Source organism: Vibrio sp. JZG10, from assembly GCF_054064075.1.
Genome location: NZ_JBSUGE010000018.1, coordinates 29,555 through 46,007, shown reverse-complemented (window position 1 = coordinate 46,007; position 16,453 = coordinate 29,555). Strand labels below are relative to the sequence as shown.

15 protein-coding genes are annotated in these 16,453 nt (G+C 46.5%); 8 read left to right on the top strand and 7 right to left on the bottom strand.

The features are described from left to right. Nucleotides 1–146: 146 nt before the first annotated feature. From hemG to ACWYVB_RS18590, 3 genes are read right to left on the bottom strand one after another with little or no spacing between them, the layout of a single operon-like run. Nucleotides 147–674, bottom strand: coding sequence for a menaquinone-dependent protoporphyrinogen IX dehydrogenase (gene hemG, locus ACWYVB_RS18600; protein WP_268979900.1), 528 nt, complete (start codon nucleotides 672–674; stop codon nucleotides 147–149). Nucleotides 675–683: 9 nt separating this feature from the next. Next, entirely contained in the window at nucleotides 684–2,141 is a 1,458-nt protein-coding gene (locus ACWYVB_RS18595; protein WP_006743175.1) for a TrkH family potassium uptake protein, read from the bottom strand. A 46-nt stretch (nucleotides 2,142–2,187) separates the two neighbouring features. Beyond that, entirely contained in the window at nucleotides 2,188–2,811 is a 624-nt protein-coding gene (locus ACWYVB_RS18590; protein ID WP_074190073.1) for a YigZ family protein, read from the bottom strand. Between the two features lie 261 nt (nucleotides 2,812–3,072). Between ACWYVB_RS18590 and fadB the strand changes: the two genes are divergently transcribed. The 3 genes from fadB (at nucleotide 3,073) to acuI (ending at nucleotide 7,696) form a co-directional block, all read left to right on the top strand. Beyond that, complete coding sequence (gene fadB / locus ACWYVB_RS18585; RefSeq protein WP_258652654.1) at nucleotides 3,073–5,244, top strand: fatty acid oxidation complex subunit alpha FadB; 2,172 nt, start codon at nucleotides 3,073–3,075, stop codon at nucleotides 5,242–5,244. Nucleotides 5,245–5,258: 14 nt separating this feature from the next. Next, a complete protein-coding gene (fadA, locus tag ACWYVB_RS18580; RefSeq protein ID WP_074190071.1) occupies nucleotides 5,259–6,434 on the top strand; it encodes an acetyl-CoA C-acyltransferase FadA in 1,176 nt (391 codons plus the stop codon). 281 nt (nucleotides 6,435–6,715) lie between these two features. Further along, nucleotides 6,716–7,696 (top strand): acrylyl-CoA reductase (NADPH), encoded by a 981-nt coding sequence (gene acuI / locus ACWYVB_RS18575; protein ID WP_085344399.1) that lies wholly within the window; start codon nucleotides 6,716–6,718, stop codon nucleotides 7,694–7,696. A 51-nt stretch (nucleotides 7,697–7,747) separates the two neighbouring features. Here acuI and ACWYVB_RS18570 read toward each other — a convergent pair whose 3' ends face one another. Beyond that, nucleotides 7,748–8,692, bottom strand: a complete 945-nt coding sequence (locus ACWYVB_RS18570; protein ID WP_114324068.1) for a LysR family transcriptional regulator — start codon at nucleotides 8,690–8,692, stop codon at nucleotides 7,748–7,750. 166 nt (nucleotides 8,693–8,858) lie between these two features. After that, a complete protein-coding gene (locus ACWYVB_RS18565) occupies nucleotides 8,859–9,041 on the bottom strand; it encodes a hypothetical protein (protein WP_005394131.1) in 183 nt (60 codons plus the stop codon). A 133-nt stretch (nucleotides 9,042–9,174) separates the two neighbouring features. On the opposite strand from ACWYVB_RS18565, the gene tusA reads away from it, so the two are divergent. Beyond that, entirely contained in the window at nucleotides 9,175–9,423 is a 249-nt protein-coding gene (tusA, locus tag ACWYVB_RS18560) for a sulfurtransferase TusA (RefSeq protein ID WP_005394130.1), read from the top strand. A 42-nt stretch (nucleotides 9,424–9,465) separates the two neighbouring features. Here tusA and ACWYVB_RS18555 read toward each other — a convergent pair whose 3' ends face one another. Continuing rightward, nucleotides 9,466–9,726 (bottom strand): hypothetical protein, encoded by a 261-nt coding sequence (locus ACWYVB_RS18555; protein ID WP_457529707.1) that lies wholly within the window; start codon nucleotides 9,724–9,726, stop codon nucleotides 9,466–9,468. A gap of 206 nt (nucleotides 9,727–9,932) precedes the next feature. Further along, nucleotides 9,933–10,487, bottom strand: coding sequence for a TMEM165/GDT1 family protein (locus ACWYVB_RS18550; RefSeq protein WP_203346804.1), 555 nt, complete (start codon nucleotides 10,485–10,487; stop codon nucleotides 9,933–9,935). A gap of 162 nt (nucleotides 10,488–10,649) precedes the next feature. Here ACWYVB_RS18550 and ACWYVB_RS18545 point away from each other — a divergent pair, with 162 nt between their 5' ends. The 4 genes from ACWYVB_RS18545 to ACWYVB_RS18530 all read left to right on the top strand — a co-directional run bounded on the left by ACWYVB_RS18545 (nucleotide 10,650) and on the right by ACWYVB_RS18530 (nucleotide 16,270). Beyond that, on the top strand, nucleotides 10,650–10,793 hold the full coding sequence (locus ACWYVB_RS18545; protein WP_012841258.1) for a hypothetical protein: 144 nt from the start codon (nucleotides 10,650–10,652) through the stop codon (nucleotides 10,791–10,793). A 178-nt stretch (nucleotides 10,794–10,971) separates the two neighbouring features. Further along, a complete protein-coding gene (gene glyQ / locus ACWYVB_RS18540) occupies nucleotides 10,972–11,889 on the top strand; it encodes a glycine--tRNA ligase subunit alpha (RefSeq protein ID WP_048625586.1) in 918 nt (305 codons plus the stop codon). 12 nt (nucleotides 11,890–11,901) lie between these two features. Further along, entirely contained in the window at nucleotides 11,902–13,968 is a 2,067-nt protein-coding gene (glyS, locus tag ACWYVB_RS18535) for a glycine--tRNA ligase subunit beta (protein WP_457529704.1), read from the top strand. A gap of 217 nt (nucleotides 13,969–14,185) precedes the next feature. After that, complete coding sequence (locus ACWYVB_RS18530) at nucleotides 14,186–16,270, top strand: alpha-amylase (protein ID WP_457529702.1); 2,085 nt, start codon at nucleotides 14,186–14,188, stop codon at nucleotides 16,268–16,270. The last annotated feature ends 183 nt before the right edge of the window (nucleotides 16,271–16,453 follow it).

Here is a 16,453-nt window from a genome sequence, read left to right as displayed (position 1 = left end):
TTCGTTTCTTTCGAAGCGTTGCCGTGTCAGCGAGGTGGCATTATAGAGATTGCGATCACATTGGCAAGCCCTTTTTCTCGTTTTTTTTTATTTTTTTATCTTTCGGATAAATTTGCATCAAAAGCGGTCAAAAGAGCACGTTATTTCTACAGTTCTCTGAATTTATCTGCGAAAAGAGCCACTTTTTCCCAATTGGTGTATTCCACTTCTTTGGTCGTATCGGTTTCGCCACCTGTCATCGACATAATGAACCTAATCATAGTTCTGTCGAACCAGCTGTAACGTGGGTAATAAAGTGCACCAGCAAAAACACCGATTAGCGTTGGTTTCCAAGGAGACTTAATTAGAAACTTGCGAATGTAAGCACTACCTTCAGGTGTATCCTTTCCTTGGTCCTCTTTGCGAGCGGTTAGGTTTACGCAGAAAAATGCCACTTTATTTTGCTCCAGTTGATTGAGATTTCGCTCAATAAACTGGTATAGCTTTTTATTAAGATGACCATAACGAATAGAGGCGCCAATCAATACTCTGTCGTATTGGCTGAAATCAATCGTATCTACATTATGTAAATCCACCAGCTCACAATCGAAGTCTGAAAGTCGCTCATCTATATAGTGGAGAATTTTTTTAGTCTGCCCTTCACGGGAAGAGTATAGAAATAATGCTTTTGCCACAATTTCCCCTTAGCTACGCCAAAACGTCGGCGTAAGTAGAATAAGTAAGGTAAAGATTTCCAAACGACCAAACAACATAGAAACAATCAATACCCATTTTGCTTTGTCGTTAACATCACCAAAGTGAAGCGCCACTTCCCCCAGGCCTGGACCGAGGTTGTTCAGAGTTGCAGCCACCGCAGAGAATGCACTGAGCTCGTCCATCCCTGTGGCAATCAAGCCCAACATACAAACCACAAATACCAATGCGTACGCGGAGAAGAAACCCCAAACCGCATCGACAACACGTTGCGGCAGAGCACTACCACCGACTTTGATGGTGTAAACCGCACGAGGATGGACCAAACGTTTTAGTTCACGCGCACCTTGTAAGGTAAGAAGCAGAATACGGATCACTTTCATGCCGCCGCCTGTTGAACCAGCACAACCACCTATAAAAGAGGAGAACAATAGCAGTACAGGTAAGAAGAGCGGCCAATCCGCAAAACCCGTCGTCGTAAAGCCCGCAGTTGTCGAAATTGACACGGTTTGGAAAAGTGCCTGATCGAAAGCATCGTATGTCGATGTGTAAGAGTGATGTTTCAGTAATAATAGAAAGCAAATAACAAATAGCAGCACTTGAATAAACAAGAAGGCGCGAAACTCAGGATCTTTCCAATAATACTTGGGATGCACACCACCCGATGCAAATGCAGCAAAGTGCAGTGTGTAGTTACATGCAGATATAAGCAGAAAAACCACGGTAATTAGGTTAATCGCGTAACTATCAAAGTATCCGATGCTGGCATCGTGGGTAGAGAAGCCACCAATGGCAATGGTGGAAAAGCTGTGACTGATGGCGTCAAATGGCGTCATACCAGCTAACCAAAAAGCCGAAGCACAGGCGATAGTCAGGCTCAAATAGATGTACCAAAGCGCCTTAGCAGTTTCTGCTATGCGCGGAGTCACTTTAGTGTCCTTGACTGGACCAGGGATCTCGGCGCGGTAAAGCTGCATACCACCAATGCCAAGTACTGGCAAAATCGCCACCGCTAATACGATGATTCCCATACCGCCGAACCACTGCAGTAACTGTCGATAGAATAGAATCGCTTTAGGTAACTCATCCAAACCAACAATAACGGTCGCCCCGGTCGTAGTGAGAGCAGAAAATGATTCAAAAAACGCATCTGTCACTGAGACGTTCGGGTTGTCAGCAATGAGAAAGGGGATCGAGCCTGCACTGCCAAGTACTGTCCAGAATAAGACGACAATAAGAAAGCCATCTCGAGCTTTAAGCTCGTGCTTATACCTGCGGTTTGGGTACCAACAAACGGCCCCACAAAACAGCAGAACAAAAAATGTCGTGACAAAAGGCACACCTGCACCATCTCGATAGATCAGCGCAACGAGTGCTGGCGCAAGCATAGTGACACTAAAGAGTGCGAGCAGTAGCCCGACGATTCGAATAATTGAACGAAATTGCATGGATAAATTGACTAGCGAAGCTGTCCCTGTTGCTTCCTGTTTTTCATTATTGTCCGTCTAGCGGAGTGACAATTGCCTTTGCCCCGCTTTTATTAATGATTGCTTGGGTAAACGCGCTCACTTCTCGAAGCTCAATTTCCACCACTAATACCACCTGATCGCTGTATTCAGCCTCGACTTCTATCGCACCAAATTGCGGCATGATTGACTGTGCGATCGGCATAAACCCATAGTCTAACGTTAGTCTGAGCTTTGTGGTTATTTTTTTCTCAATAGTTTGAAGCAGCTTGAGTGCTTGTTGTACCCCACCACCATACGCTTTAACCAAGCCGCCTGTACCTAACTTGATTCCACCAGAGTATCGCGTGACCACTGCCGTGATCTCCCCCACCCCAGAGCCAGACAGCTGCGCCAGGATCGGTTTGCCTGCAGTTCCGGATGGCTCCCCATCATCACTAAAACCCCATTTCATTGAATCTTCCGGGCGACCAGCAACAAAGCCCCAACAGTTATGTCTAGCATCAGCGTGTTTAGCTTTGATTTGATCAACAAATGCTTTTGCAGCTTCGATACTTGGCGTGTGCGCCAAATAAGTAATGAATACGCTCTTTTTAATTTCTTCTTCAAATTGAGCGAGCTCTGCTGGAATCAGATAAGGCTTGTCATTCATAGGATTATGGATTCAGGTCTATTTGCCTGAAGTCTATCACGAGTGTGATTTACCCGTCGCATAAGATCTGCCACAGCGCACAATGTTAAACACTTGTTTAAAAAATGTATTGAAATTAGACAATCCACGATCCAAACTAACTTTACTGGTCAAACCAGAACAAAAATAAAACGACTTCCTCGATACCTATTTGCCGAGGTACACGGCGTCGTTGAAATAGGTATACAGACAATCCACGATTGTATGTCATGGAGATAGACAATGATTTACCAAGCCGAAACCCTACAGGTAAAGGAAATACAAGATGGTATTGCAGAGCTAAGCTTCTGCTCTCCAAAATCCGTCAACAAACTCGACCTAGCGACATTGGAATCGCTAGATAAAGCTCTTGATGCGCTCATTGCCCATCAAGGCCTCAAGGGGTTGTTGCTCACTTCAGATAAAGACGCATTCATTGTAGGCGCAGACATTACCGAGTTTTTAGGTCTGTTTGCTAAAACGGATGCCGAGCTCGACCAATGGCTGCAATTTGCTAATAGCATCTTTAACAAATTAGAAGACTTACCCGTTCCGACCATCTCAGTGATCAAAGGCCACGCTCTTGGTGGCGGTTGTGAATGTGTACTAGCAACAGACATGCGTATTGGTGACAAAACCACCAGCATCGGCCTACCAGAAACGAAACTGGGAATCATGCCAGGCTTTGGTGGTTGTGTACGCTTACCTCGCGTTATTGGCGCAGACAGCGCAATGGAAATCATCACCCAAGGTAAAGCATGCCGAGCTGATGAAGCATTGAAAATTGGCTTACTCGATGCTGTTGTAGAGACTGATGCTTTATACGAATCGGCACTACAAACGCTGAACTCTGCAATTAACGAGAAACTTGACTGGCAAGCACGCCGAGCACAGAAAACATCTCCGCTAACGCTGAGTAAGCTTGAATCAATGATGAGCTTCACCATGGCGAAGGGTCTGGTGGCACAAAAAGCAGGTCCTCATTACCCTGCCCCAATGACAGCCGTTATCACGATTGAAGAAGGTGCTCGCTTTGCACGTAATGAAGCGTTAGACATTGAACGTAAGCACTTCGTGAAATTGGCTAAATCGGAAGAAGCAAAATCACTCGTTGGCCTATTCCTTAATGATCAATACATCAAAGGCATTGCGAAAAAAGCAGCGAAGTCAGCAAGTAAAGACACGCAACGTGCAGCCGTGTTAGGTGCAGGTATCATGGGTGGCGGCATTGCTTACCAATCAGCGCTAAAAGGTGTGCCTGTCTTAATGAAAGACATCGCGCAAGCGTCGCTCGACCTAGGCATGACTGAAGCATCTAAGCTGCTAAATAAACGCTTATCTCGCGGTCGCATTGACGGCTTTAAGATGGCAGGTATTTTAGCGTCAATCACACCGAGCCTACATTACGCAGGTATTGAAAACTCTGATGTGATTGTTGAAGCTGTCGTTGAAAACCCGAAAGTAAAAGCAGCAGTTTTGAGTGAAGTTGAGTCCCATGTCGGTGACGACACCGTTATCACCTCAAACACCTCGACGATTCCTATCAACCTATTGGCAAAATCACTAAAACGCCCAGAAAACTTCTGTGGTATGCACTTCTTCAACCCAGTGCATCGTATGCCTCTTGTTGAGATCATCCGTGGTGAGCACACCTCTGATGAAACCATCAATCGTGTTGTGGCGTATGCTGCGAAAATGGGCAAATCACCAATTGTCGTTAATGACTGCCCGGGGTTCTTCGTTAACCGCGTATTGTTCCCATACTTTGGCGGCTTCAGCATGCTACTTCGTGATGGTGCTGACTTTACGAAAATCGACAAAGTCATGGAGCGTAAGTTTGGCTGGCCGATGGGACCGGCGTACTTGCTTGATGTAGTCGGCATTGATACCGCGCACCACGCACAAGCTGTGATGGCAGAGGGTTTCCCTGAGCGTATGGGTAAACAAGGTCGTGATGCGATTGATGCACTATTCGAAGCAGACAAATATGGTCAGAAGAATGGTAATGGCTTCTACAGCTACACCATAGATAAAAAAGGTAAGCCGAAGAAAACCTTCTCTGAAGAGATCTTGCCGGTGCTCGCTGACGTTTGTGCCGATAAGCAGGACTTTGACGATGAGACCATCATTCAACGTATGATGATTCCGATGATCAACGAAGTGGTACTGTGTCTACAAGAAGGCATCATCGCGACTCCGCAGGAAGCAGACATGGCATTGGTTTATGGTCTTGGTTTCCCTCCATTCCGCGGTGGCGTATTCCGCTATCTAGACAGCGTGGGTATTGCTGAATACGTTGAAATGGCAAAACAACACGCCGAGCTAGGTGCGATGTACCAAGTACCGCAAATGTTGATTGATATGGCGGCGAAAGGTGAAAGCTTTTACGGTGCACAACAGCAAGGTTCTATCTAAGGAGGGATTCTAAAATGACTAATCAAACAAGAAATGTTGTCGTAGTCGATTGTCTACGTACTCCAATGGGTCGCTCTAAAGGTGGTGCTTTCCGTCATACACGAGCAGAAGATCTATCTGCGCGTCTAATGAAAGGCATTCTTGCACGTAACCCACAAGTGAACCCAAGCGAGATTGAAGACATCTACTGGGGCTGTGTACAGCAAACACTAGAGCAAGGCTTTAACGTTGCACGTAATGCCGCGCTACTCGCGGGCCTGCCGATTGAAATTGGCGCTGTGACGGTTAACCGTTTGTGTGGCTCATCCATGCAAGCGCTGCATGACGGTACACGTGCCATCATGACTGGCGATGCTGAAATCTGCCTAATTGGTGGTGTTGAACACATGGGACACGTACCGATGAACCACGGGGTAGACTTTCACCCAGGTATGTCAAAGAACGTAGCAAAAGCTGCGGGCATGATGGGCTTAACGGCTGAAATGCTTGGTAAATTACATGGCATTAGCCGTGAGCAACAAGACGAGTTTGCCGCGCGCTCTCACGCTCGTGCGCACGCAGCAACCGTAGAGGGTCGCTTTAAAAACGAAATCCTACCAATTGAAGGCCATGCGGCTGACGGTACACTGTTTACTCTCGACTATGATGAAGTGATTCGCCCTGAAACATCCGTTGAAGGTCTGTCTCAGCTTCGTCCTGTGTTTGACCCAGCAAACGGTACAGTAACAGCCGGTACATCATCGGCGCTATCTGATGGCGCATCAGCGATGCTGATCATGAGTGAAGAGAAAGCCAATGAGCTTGGCTTGAAAATTCGCGCACGTATTAAGGGCATGGCGATCGCAGGTTGCGATCCATCCATCATGGGTTACGGCCCTGTACCTGCGACGCAAAAAGCGCTCAAGCGTGCTGGTCTTTCAATTGAAGACATGGATGTGGTTGAGCTAAACGAAGCATTTGCAGCGCAGTCTCTGCCGTGTGCTAAAGACTTAGGTCTGCTTGATGTGATGGATGAGAAGGTCAACCTTAACGGTGGTGCGATAGCATTGGGTCATCCACTAGGCTGTTCTGGTTCCCGCATCTCAACAACGTTGATCAACCTAATGGAAGCGAAAGACGCGAAATACGGTCTAGCCACCATGTGTATAGGTTTGGGTCAGGGTATAGCGACCGTATTTGAGAGGCCTTAACGCTTTGAGTGAAGTAGGCTCAAAACGACGATGGTCGTAGTGATCTACTCAACAACCAGCATGAAATGAATAAATACTAAAATAATTTAGTATTACACTTAAGGGCGACATCAGATGTCGCCCTTTGTTTTACGCCAAACACAGTAAATATGCATACAAAGCATACATGAAATGAGTAACTTTCATTTTATTCATAGATAGAGAAGACATAGACTTATAGACAGTTAATATCTTGCTGTATGTGGCAACTGAGTCACGCTAACGCAATTTCGGAGAACCTTATGTTTAATGCTCTAGTTCTAAACCAAGAAGACAAACGCACTATCGCTAGTATCGAGCAAATCGATGAAACACAACTGCCGGAAGGTGACGTTCTGGTTGAAGTCGATTACTCATCGTTGAATTACAAAGATGGTTTGGCGATCACAGGTAAAGGTAAAATCATCCGTAACTTCCCGATGGTACCTGGCATTGATCTAGCGGGTACGGTTGTAAGTTCTGAAGATTCGCGTTACCAAGCTGGTGACAAAGTGGTCTTAACTGGCTGGGGCGTGGGTGAAAACCATTGGGGTGGCATGGCTCAACGTGCTCGTCTAAAAGCGGATTGGCTCGTGCCACTACCAAAAGGTCTAGACAGCAAGAAAGCAATGATGGTTGGTACTGCTGGCTTCACTGGTATGCTATGTGTTCAAGCACTGCTTGATGCAGGCATCAAACCTGAAGCTGGTGAAATCCTAGTAACGGGCGCAAGTGGCGGCGTAGGCTCGGTTGCAGTAACGCTCCTAGCACAGCTTGGCTACAAAGTTGCTGCAGTGACAGGACGTGTAGAGACAAACGGCCCGCTACTTGAAAAACTAGGTGCTAGCCGCATCATCGACCGTACTGAATTTGAGGAACCAGCACGTCCACTTGAAAAGCAAGTATGGGCAGGTGCGGTAGATACCGTCGGCAGCAAAGTACTAGCAAAAGTACTAGCGCAAATGGATTACAACAGTGCAGTCGCCGCTTGTGGTCTTGCAGGTGGTTTTGATCTACCAACTACAGTGATGCCGTTCATCCTACGTAACGTTCGTCTACAAGGTGTGGACTCAGTAATGTGTCCAACAGAGAAACGCATCGCAGCATGGGAAAAACTGGTTGAACTACTACCAGACAGCTATTTCGAGCAAGCATGTACTGAAGTAGAACTAGCAGAAGCACCAAAATACGCAGAAGACATCACCAACGGTCAAGTAACAGGTCGTGTAGTTATCAAGCTATAAACACTGACTCAGCGTAAACAGACGAAGAGCCGGTATTACTGGCTCTTTTTGTTAGCAGTTTAGTCCCATATCTTCGATACGCTTAGCTATTAGACGGCTACATTCTTCACGCACAATCGTTCTTAACCATTCTTGAGCAGGAGAATGCTCGCAACGCGCATGCCAAATCATCGAGTATTCAAATGGAGTAAATTGGAAGGGTAATGGTTTCACCACCAAGTCATAACGCTCGGCAACCAGATACGCCAAGTCCGCTGGCACTGTGATGATAATTGGCAAGGTATCCATGATCGCCAATGCAGCTTCTAAATGGTAAGCACGCAGAACCATTTTACGCTTAGGCTTCTCAATTAAAGCTTGTTCGATCAGTGCCTTAACACCATCACTGATGGCGATCATGGCATGTGGATGGCTCAGATAATCATCCAAGCTCATTTCTTTATCCGCTAATGGATGCTGTTTTGAAAGCATACACAGCACCCCCACTCGCCCCAACACTTCACTGCGTAGCGGCTCCACCGGGCCAGTTGGGCGACAAATCGCTAAGTCTGCACCTTCATAAGTGAGCTGATCTGATAAACGGTCGTGTTGCAGTGGTAAGAAGTTAAAAGACACGTTTGGCGCTTCTTGGTAAATTCTCGGCAAAGCAAACGGCAGAATGGTTTGCATGGCATAGTCGGTGGTCACGATGTTGAAAGTCTGTACGCATTGCAATGGATCAAACTCAACCGGAGATAACAACTGACGTAAAGACTCTAATGGCTCGCCTAATGAGCGATCGATCTCTAACGCTTTCTGAGTTGGGATCAAATGCTGCCCCTGACGAGTAAACAGCGGGTCTCCCAATAAGTCACGCAGACGACCAAGCACACGACTCATTGCCGATTGACTCAAATTCAGACGTGTTGCCGCCTTACTGACACTGTTTTCTTCTATCAGTACTCGCAACGCAACCAGTAAATTTAAATCTCGGCGATAGATGTCTTCCAGTTCCACGAATTAGCCACTTATTTTGTATGTGTTTAGGTAAATTGTACTCTTCAGGCAAAAAAAATCCCGCCTTTCAGCGGGGAAGCCCAAGAAAAATGGGGATAGTGTCGGAATGAAGTGTCGGTAAAAATAGGTGAGCGTTATTAAAGTATTCTGATCGAAGCAAAAAGCGCTAATTTTCTTGCTCAGATGCACCTGACCATTTGCGCATCTCGATCCAAATCCCAATAATAGTGGCAACCATGCCTACAAGAGGCATCAAAGAGGTGTCAGCTGGCGTTCTGAGTACCAAAGCACAAAACGAGATAAAACAAAGTACGGAGTAAATCGTAAGTCTGTCTAACGCTGTTAACATTGCCTCTCCCTTGCCAGTTGTTACCAAATTGTTAATTTAAGGTAAAACAAAAAATTCCGTTTGCCAAGTGGTTATTGAATATTTTTTCAACGAACGTAGAATTCACCGCTAAGTTAGTTACGAGAATCACACTATGAGCTTTAATCCTGAACTGGCAACAAAGACATTAGAGGCGGAAGGACTGCGCTGCCCAGAGCCAGTGATGATGGTCAGGAAGACAATTCGCAACATGCAAGATGGTGAGATTTTGCTGGTCAAAGCAGATGACCCATCCACGACTCGAGACATTCCGAGTTTCTGCCGTTTTATGGATCACCAATTAATTGCAGCACAAACGGAGCAAGTTCCGTATCAGTACCTGATCAAGAAAGGATTGGAATAATCTGGTCGAATTAAAAACGGCAGCCGATTGGCTGCCGTTTGTTTATTCATCGTATTCGAGTGTGCGAACTTCTGATTGGAGCTTGTTGAGTTGTTTTTTCATTGCCCGCATCTCTTCATACATAGGAATGATGTGGGCTACGCGAATCCACGCCTCTACTGTTAATCCAGTAAGAACGAACGATCCTGCTACAATCGGTAACCACATATCAGTTAACACCATCGCTAATAAGCACAGCGCCAAACCAAAGGTGAATAAATAACTCTGACTCTTTGGGGTCATCCCCATGTAACGTGTAAGCATAAACTTGCCCTCTCGCTATCATTCACACTATTAAACTACCATGACAAGTATGACACTAATATGTCATCCGTCACGCTACGGAGCGATTTTAAGTCAGAGTTTGAGCTACGCCACTAATTCGCTAGTTATTGATTATTTGCACCATTTTAACGATTGTTCGCGGATAACATTTTCCATTTTCAGGCTGCGTTATCCGCCTAAAAACATTAAAAGAAGGCCGCACCAATCGCCAACAACACGAACAAAATAGCGGTGATTTTACGAATCAACCCCAGGGGCATCTTGTCTGCTGAAAGCTTACCAATTAACACCACTGGCACGTTGGCCAACAGCATACCAATGGTCGTGCCAAGTATGACCCAACTCAGCGCATCCGCGTACTGCGCGCCTAGGATAGAAGTAGCGATCTGAGTTTTATCGCCAATCTCAGCCACAAAGAAAGCAATAAAGCTGGCAATGAAAGGACCTCGGTTTGAAATCTGTTCGTCATCATCCAACTTATCAGGAATCAACACCCAAGCCGCCATCGCGACAAAACTGACCACCAGCACCCACTTTAAAATATCAGGTGATAAATAATCAGCGACAACCACACCTAACCATGCAGCCAAAGCGTGGTTGGCAATGGTTGCCAAAAAGATTGCTGCAATAATTGGTATTGGTTTGCGGTAACGACTTGCGAGTAATAGAGATAGCAATTGGGTCTTATCGCCAATTTCTGCTAACGCTACAGTAGTAATTGAAATAGCTAAAACGCTCACGACATGCTCATTGGGGCAGGGATTATTATATTTAACCAAAGACAAACCTCACGCCCCTACCCCGGTTCGTGATGATTTGTCTAAGGTCTTGCTAAACTTGAAAGGCTTCAAGTCTCGAACGCCATGGTGATTTTGCACCAATTATGTTGACGGACGAACCAGATGAAACAGAAACTTCATCAGGTAAGCTACTCCCCAAAGACAGGCGCAATTCTAGCCACCTTTGTTGCGCTTCTCAAGAGCCAAAGCAGGCAAAAACTCCCTTTTAAGAAAAATACAGCAGATAACGCGGTAAAAATTCATTAAAGGAGAAAATCGCCCACGAATTAATCAAGATTAGCTCTACTCCCATGCTCAATATCTGGTTATACTAGATTGTTAATTTATTCAACCGTAATTACTCTTTATCGCCGTTGTTAGAGTTGAAAAACTCGGCATAGATGACGAATTAACGAGTAACAAGAGAATCGCGCGAACCTGACTTATGCAAAAATACGATATCAAAACCTTCCAGGGAATGATCCTCGCGCTGCAGGATTATTGGGCTCAAAATGGTTGTACCATTGTTCAACCGCTAGATATGGAAGTGGGTGCGGGTACCTCTCACCCAATGACCTGTCTACGAGCGCTTGGCCCAGAGCCAATGTCGACAGCTTACGTACAACCTTCACGTCGTCCTACTGATGGCCGTTACGGTGAAAACCCTAACCGTCTTCAGCACTACTACCAATTCCAAGTAGCGCTAAAACCATCGCCTGACAATATTCAAGAGTTGTACCTTGGCTCCCTTGAAGTTCTTGGTATTGACCCTCTTGTACACGACATCCGTTTCGTAGAAGACAACTGGGAAAACCCAACACTAGGCGCATGGGGTCTAGGCTGGGAAGTTTGGCTAAACGGCATGGAAGTGACTCAGTTTACTTACTTCCAACAAGTTGGCGGCCTTGAGTGTAAACCAGTCACTGGTGAGATCACTTACGGTATCGAACGTCTAGCAATGTACATCCAAGAAGTAGACTCTGTTTACGACCTAGTTTGGAACATCGCGCCAGACGGCAGCAAGGTGACTTACGGTGACATCTTCCACCAAAACGAAGTAGAGCAATCAACTTACAACTTCGAGCACGCAGACGTTGAATTCCTATTTGGTTTCTTCGAGCAGTGTGAGAAAGAGTGTAAAGAGTTGCTTGAGCTTGAAAAGCCACTGCCATTACCTGCTTACGAGCGCATTCTAAAAGCAGGTCACGCATTCAACCTACTAGACGCGCGTAAAGCGATCTCAGTAACTGAGCGTCAGCGTTACATCCTGCGCATCCGCGATCTGACTAAGTCAGTAGCAGAAGCATACTACGCATCGCGTGAAGCTCTTGGCTTCCCAATGTGTAAGAAAGAACAAGCGTAAGGGGTAGAGAACATGGCAAAAGAATTTCTAATCGAGCTAGGTACAGAAGAGCTACCACCAACGCAACTTCGTACGCTAGCTGAAGCATTCGCAGCAAACTTCGAAGCAGAACTAAAAGGCGCTGAGCTAGCTCACGAAGGCGTGAAATGGTTTGCGGCTCCTCGTCGTCTTGCACTTAAAGTCGCGGCACTAGCAGAAAGCCAATCAGACAAAATCGTTGAAAAACGTGGCCCTGCGGTTTCTGCAGCGTTTGACGCGGAAGGCAACCCAACCAAAGCGGCTCAAGGCTGGGCACGCGGTTGTGGTATTTCTGTTGACCAAGCAGAGCGCATGGTTACAGATAAAGGTGAATGGCTACTGTTCAAACAAGAAGTGAAAGGTAAGCCAACGTCTGAGATCGTCGTTGAACTTGCAGCGAAAGCACTAGCAAACCTACCTATCGCAAAACCAATGCGCTGGGGTAACAAAACGACTCAATTTATCCGTCCAGTTAAGACGCTAACCATGCTGATGGGCAGCGACCTAATCGAAGGCGAGATCCTTGGTGTCGCTTCTGACCGCACTATCCGTGGTCACCGCTTCATGGGTGAGCAAGAGTTCACTATCGATTCTGCTGAGCAATACCCTGCTATCCTAGAAGAGCGCGGTAAAGTTATGGCTGATTACGAAGCACGTAAAGCCATCATCCTAGCTGACGCACAAAAAGCGGCAGCCGAAGTTGGCGGTATCGCTGATCTAGAAGATGACCTAGTAGAAGAAGTAACGTCTCTGGTTGAATGGCCTGTAGTACTAACAGCGAAGTTCGAAGAAGAGTTTCTAAAAGTGCCTTCTGAAGCGTTGGTTTACACCATGAAAGGTGACCAGAAGTACTTCCCTGTTTACGACGAAAACAAGAAGCTACTACCTAACTTCATCTTCGTATCGAACATCGAATCAAAAGAGCCTCGTTACGTAATCGAAGGTAACGAGAAAGTGGTTCGTCCTCGTCTTGCTGACGCAGAGTTCTTCTTCAACACAGACCGTAAGCGTCCGCTTATCGACCGTCTGCCTGAACTAGAGCAAGCGATCTTCCAAAAGCAACTGGGTACGATCAAAGACAAAACAGACCGCATCACAGAACTTGCTGGCTACATTGCAGAGCAAATCGGTGCTGACGTTGAGAAATCAAAGCGTGCTGGTCTACTAGCAAAATGTGACCTAATGACCTCAATGGTATTCGAATTCACGGATACTCAAGGTGTTATGGGTATGCACTACGCTCGCCACGACGGTGAAGCAGAAGAAGTTGCAGTCGCACTGAATGAGCAATACATGCCTCGTTTCGCAGGTGATGAACTGCCATCAAACGGCGTTTCAACAGCAGTTGCAATGGCAGACAAGTTAGACACTATCGTAGGTATCTTCGGTATTGGTCAAGCGCCTAAAGGCAGCGACCCATTCGCACTACGCCGCGCATCTCTAGGTGTACTACGTATCATCGTTGAATACGGCTACAACCTAGATCTTGTTGACCTCGTTGCGAAAGCGAAGTCACTGTTTGGTGACCGCTTAACTAACGAAAACGTTGAGCAAGACGTGATTGAATTCATGCTTGGTCGTTTCCGTGCTTGGTACCAAGACGAAGGCTTCAGCGTCGACATCATTCAAGCAGTACTAGCGCGTCGTCCGACTAAACCAGCAGACTTCGACCAACGAGTTAAAGCGGTTTCTCACTTCCGTGAACTGGAAGCGGCAGAGTCTCTAGCAGCAGCGAACAAACGTGTAGGTAACATCCTAGCGAAATTCGACGGCGAACTAGCAGCAGACATCGACCTAGCACTTCTACAAGAAGACGCAGAGAAAGCACTAGCAGAAAGCGTTGAAGTAATGACGGAAGCGCTAGAGCCAGCATTTGCTACAGGTAACTACCAGGAAGCCCTAAGCAAGCTAGCTGACCTACGTGAACCAGTTGATGCGTTCTTTGATAACGTAATGGTAATGGCAGACGACGAAGCACTTAAGAAGAACCGTCTGACACTACTGAACAACCTGCGTAACCTGTTCTTACAGGTCGCAGATATCTCTGTCCTTCAAAAGTAATTCATTACTCTTCGAAGTGATTAAGAAATAAGTAAAAGGGAAGCAGATGCTTCCCTTTTTTGTTGTCTTCAAACTGATGAAGGTGACGCTTATTATTCATTTTGTGAACAAGACTAAAATTTGTAGGGTGAGACGCGTTTAACTTATTGGTGTAGAGCTCGGATTGTAGAGGCACAGTTTTGCTATAACTGGACTGTTTATTCGGGGGAAGGACACAATGAAAAAAACAATTCTCGCACTCTCTATCGGTCTATTGAGCGCCTGCAGCCAGATTCCAGAAAATGCTATCGTACTGAGCGTCGGAGACGATACAGCCGTCTTCGAACCAAACTCTAACGGCTTACTTGTCGCCGAGCAAAAACTCGAAAAAGGCAGCTACACCTTTACCATTGCCGACAGTAATCAAAGCTGTGGAAGTAGTTTTGCTTTGGCAGAAGAAAGCCGCATCAAATTCAATCGTCCATTAAAAATGGATAATTGCGCCACAGATGCCCAAATGCCGCTGCGCATCTTCAAAGCCAACACCTATCAATTTACGCTCAACCCAACCACTAACGAGCTAACTGTTAGGCTCAAACCCAAAAAGAATCAAGACATCACCTACTCTTGCCCTGTCGCAACCAATACGCCAAAAACCATCAACGTTGAGCAAACCTTTAATGATGGCACGGTCGTTCGCGATGCCTTAACCGGACAACAAGCTACAGTCGCCAATGGCAGCGTAACCATGCAGCCGGGCCCTATGAGCCAAGGTCTGTTGTTACTAGAAGAGGTTGAGCAACAAGCAGAAAAACCTTTCAGTTGGGACAACGCGACGGTGTACTTCGTCATGACTGACCGCTTCTATAACGGCAACCCAGACAACGACAACAGCTACGGTCGCAGCAAAGACGGGAAATACGAGATTGGTACCTTCCATGGTGGTGACTTAGCGGGTCTGACGAAAAAACTCGATTACATCGAATCACTTGGTGTCAATGCTATCTGGATAACCTCACCACTGGAACAAATCCACGGCTGGGTTGGCGGCGGCGATAAAGGCGACTTTAAGCACTACGGCTACCACGGCTATTACCATCAAGATTGGACCAAGCTTGATGCCAACATGGGTACCGAAGATGAACTCAGAACCTTCGTCGATACCGCCCATAAGAAAGGTATCCGCGTGATTTGGGATGTGGTCATGAACCACACAGGTTATGCAACATTAGCAGACATGCAGGAATTCGGCTTTGGTCAGCTTTACCTTGATGACCAAGAAGCCAAAGAAGTCCTCGGTGAAAAATGGACCGACTGGCAGCCAAAATCAGGACAAAGCTGGCACAGCTTCAACGACTACATCAAATACGGTGATAGCGAAGCGTGGGATAAATGGTGGGGCAAAGATTGGATTCGTACCGACATCGGCGAGTACGATGCGCCGGGATACAACGACATCACCATGTCTTTAAACTACCTACCGGATCTCAAAACCGAATCGACTCAGAAAACCGGCTTACCGAACTTCTTCCGCAATAAAGACACTAATGCGCAAGATAAGCTGAAAACCCCACGTGAGCATCTGATTACCTGGTTATCCGACTGGGTACGCGACTACGGCATTGATGGTTTCCGCGTCGACACTGCTAAGCACGTTGAAATGGAAGCGTGGGCAGAGCTGAAAGCCAGCACCACTCAAGCGCTTGCCCAGTGGAAGCAAAACAACCCAGACAAAGCCTTGGATGATCTACCTTTCTGGATGACGGGTGAAGTATGGGCGCACAGCGTGGTGAAAAGCCCGTATTTCGATAACGGCTTCGATTCCATCATCAACTTCGAGTTCCAATCTGATGTAGCACCAAAAGCGCTGAAATGCTTTGCTCAACTCGATAGCGATTATCGCCGCTACGCGGAACGTATTAACTCCGATCCTGAGTTCAACGTGTTGAGTTACCTGTCTTCGCATGATACTCAACTGTTTTGGTCGGCACGCAGCCGCAGCTTCGATGACCAAGCACGCGCTGCCAATGCACTAATGCTGGCTCCGGGTGCAGTCCAAATCTACTACGGCGATGAGATTGCTCGTGACTTTGGCGTGACTGGCTCCGATCCTACTCAAGGTACTCGCTCTGATATGCCATGGGATAAGATTCATGGCGAACGTGAAGACTTGCTGCAACATTGGCAAAAACTCGGCGAATTCCGTAAACGCCACCCAGCGGTTGCGCAAGGCAAACACATCACTCGCAATCAAGAAGGGTATTACGCGTTCGAGCGCCAATACCACGACGACAAAGTGCTGATCGTCTACACTGGCGAATAGCCGATTCACTCCACCAGCAAGGGAAGCATTTCGCTTCCCTTTTTTATTCACTGCTCATATCCCCATCATCTGGTCTGATGACAAACTTTTTTCTTCTTCGAGTAAATTCACACTTTGCGTCGTAATAACATTAGGGTAAGGTCAAGTATTACTCTATAAGCTGATGTTTCATCAGCATTCAAT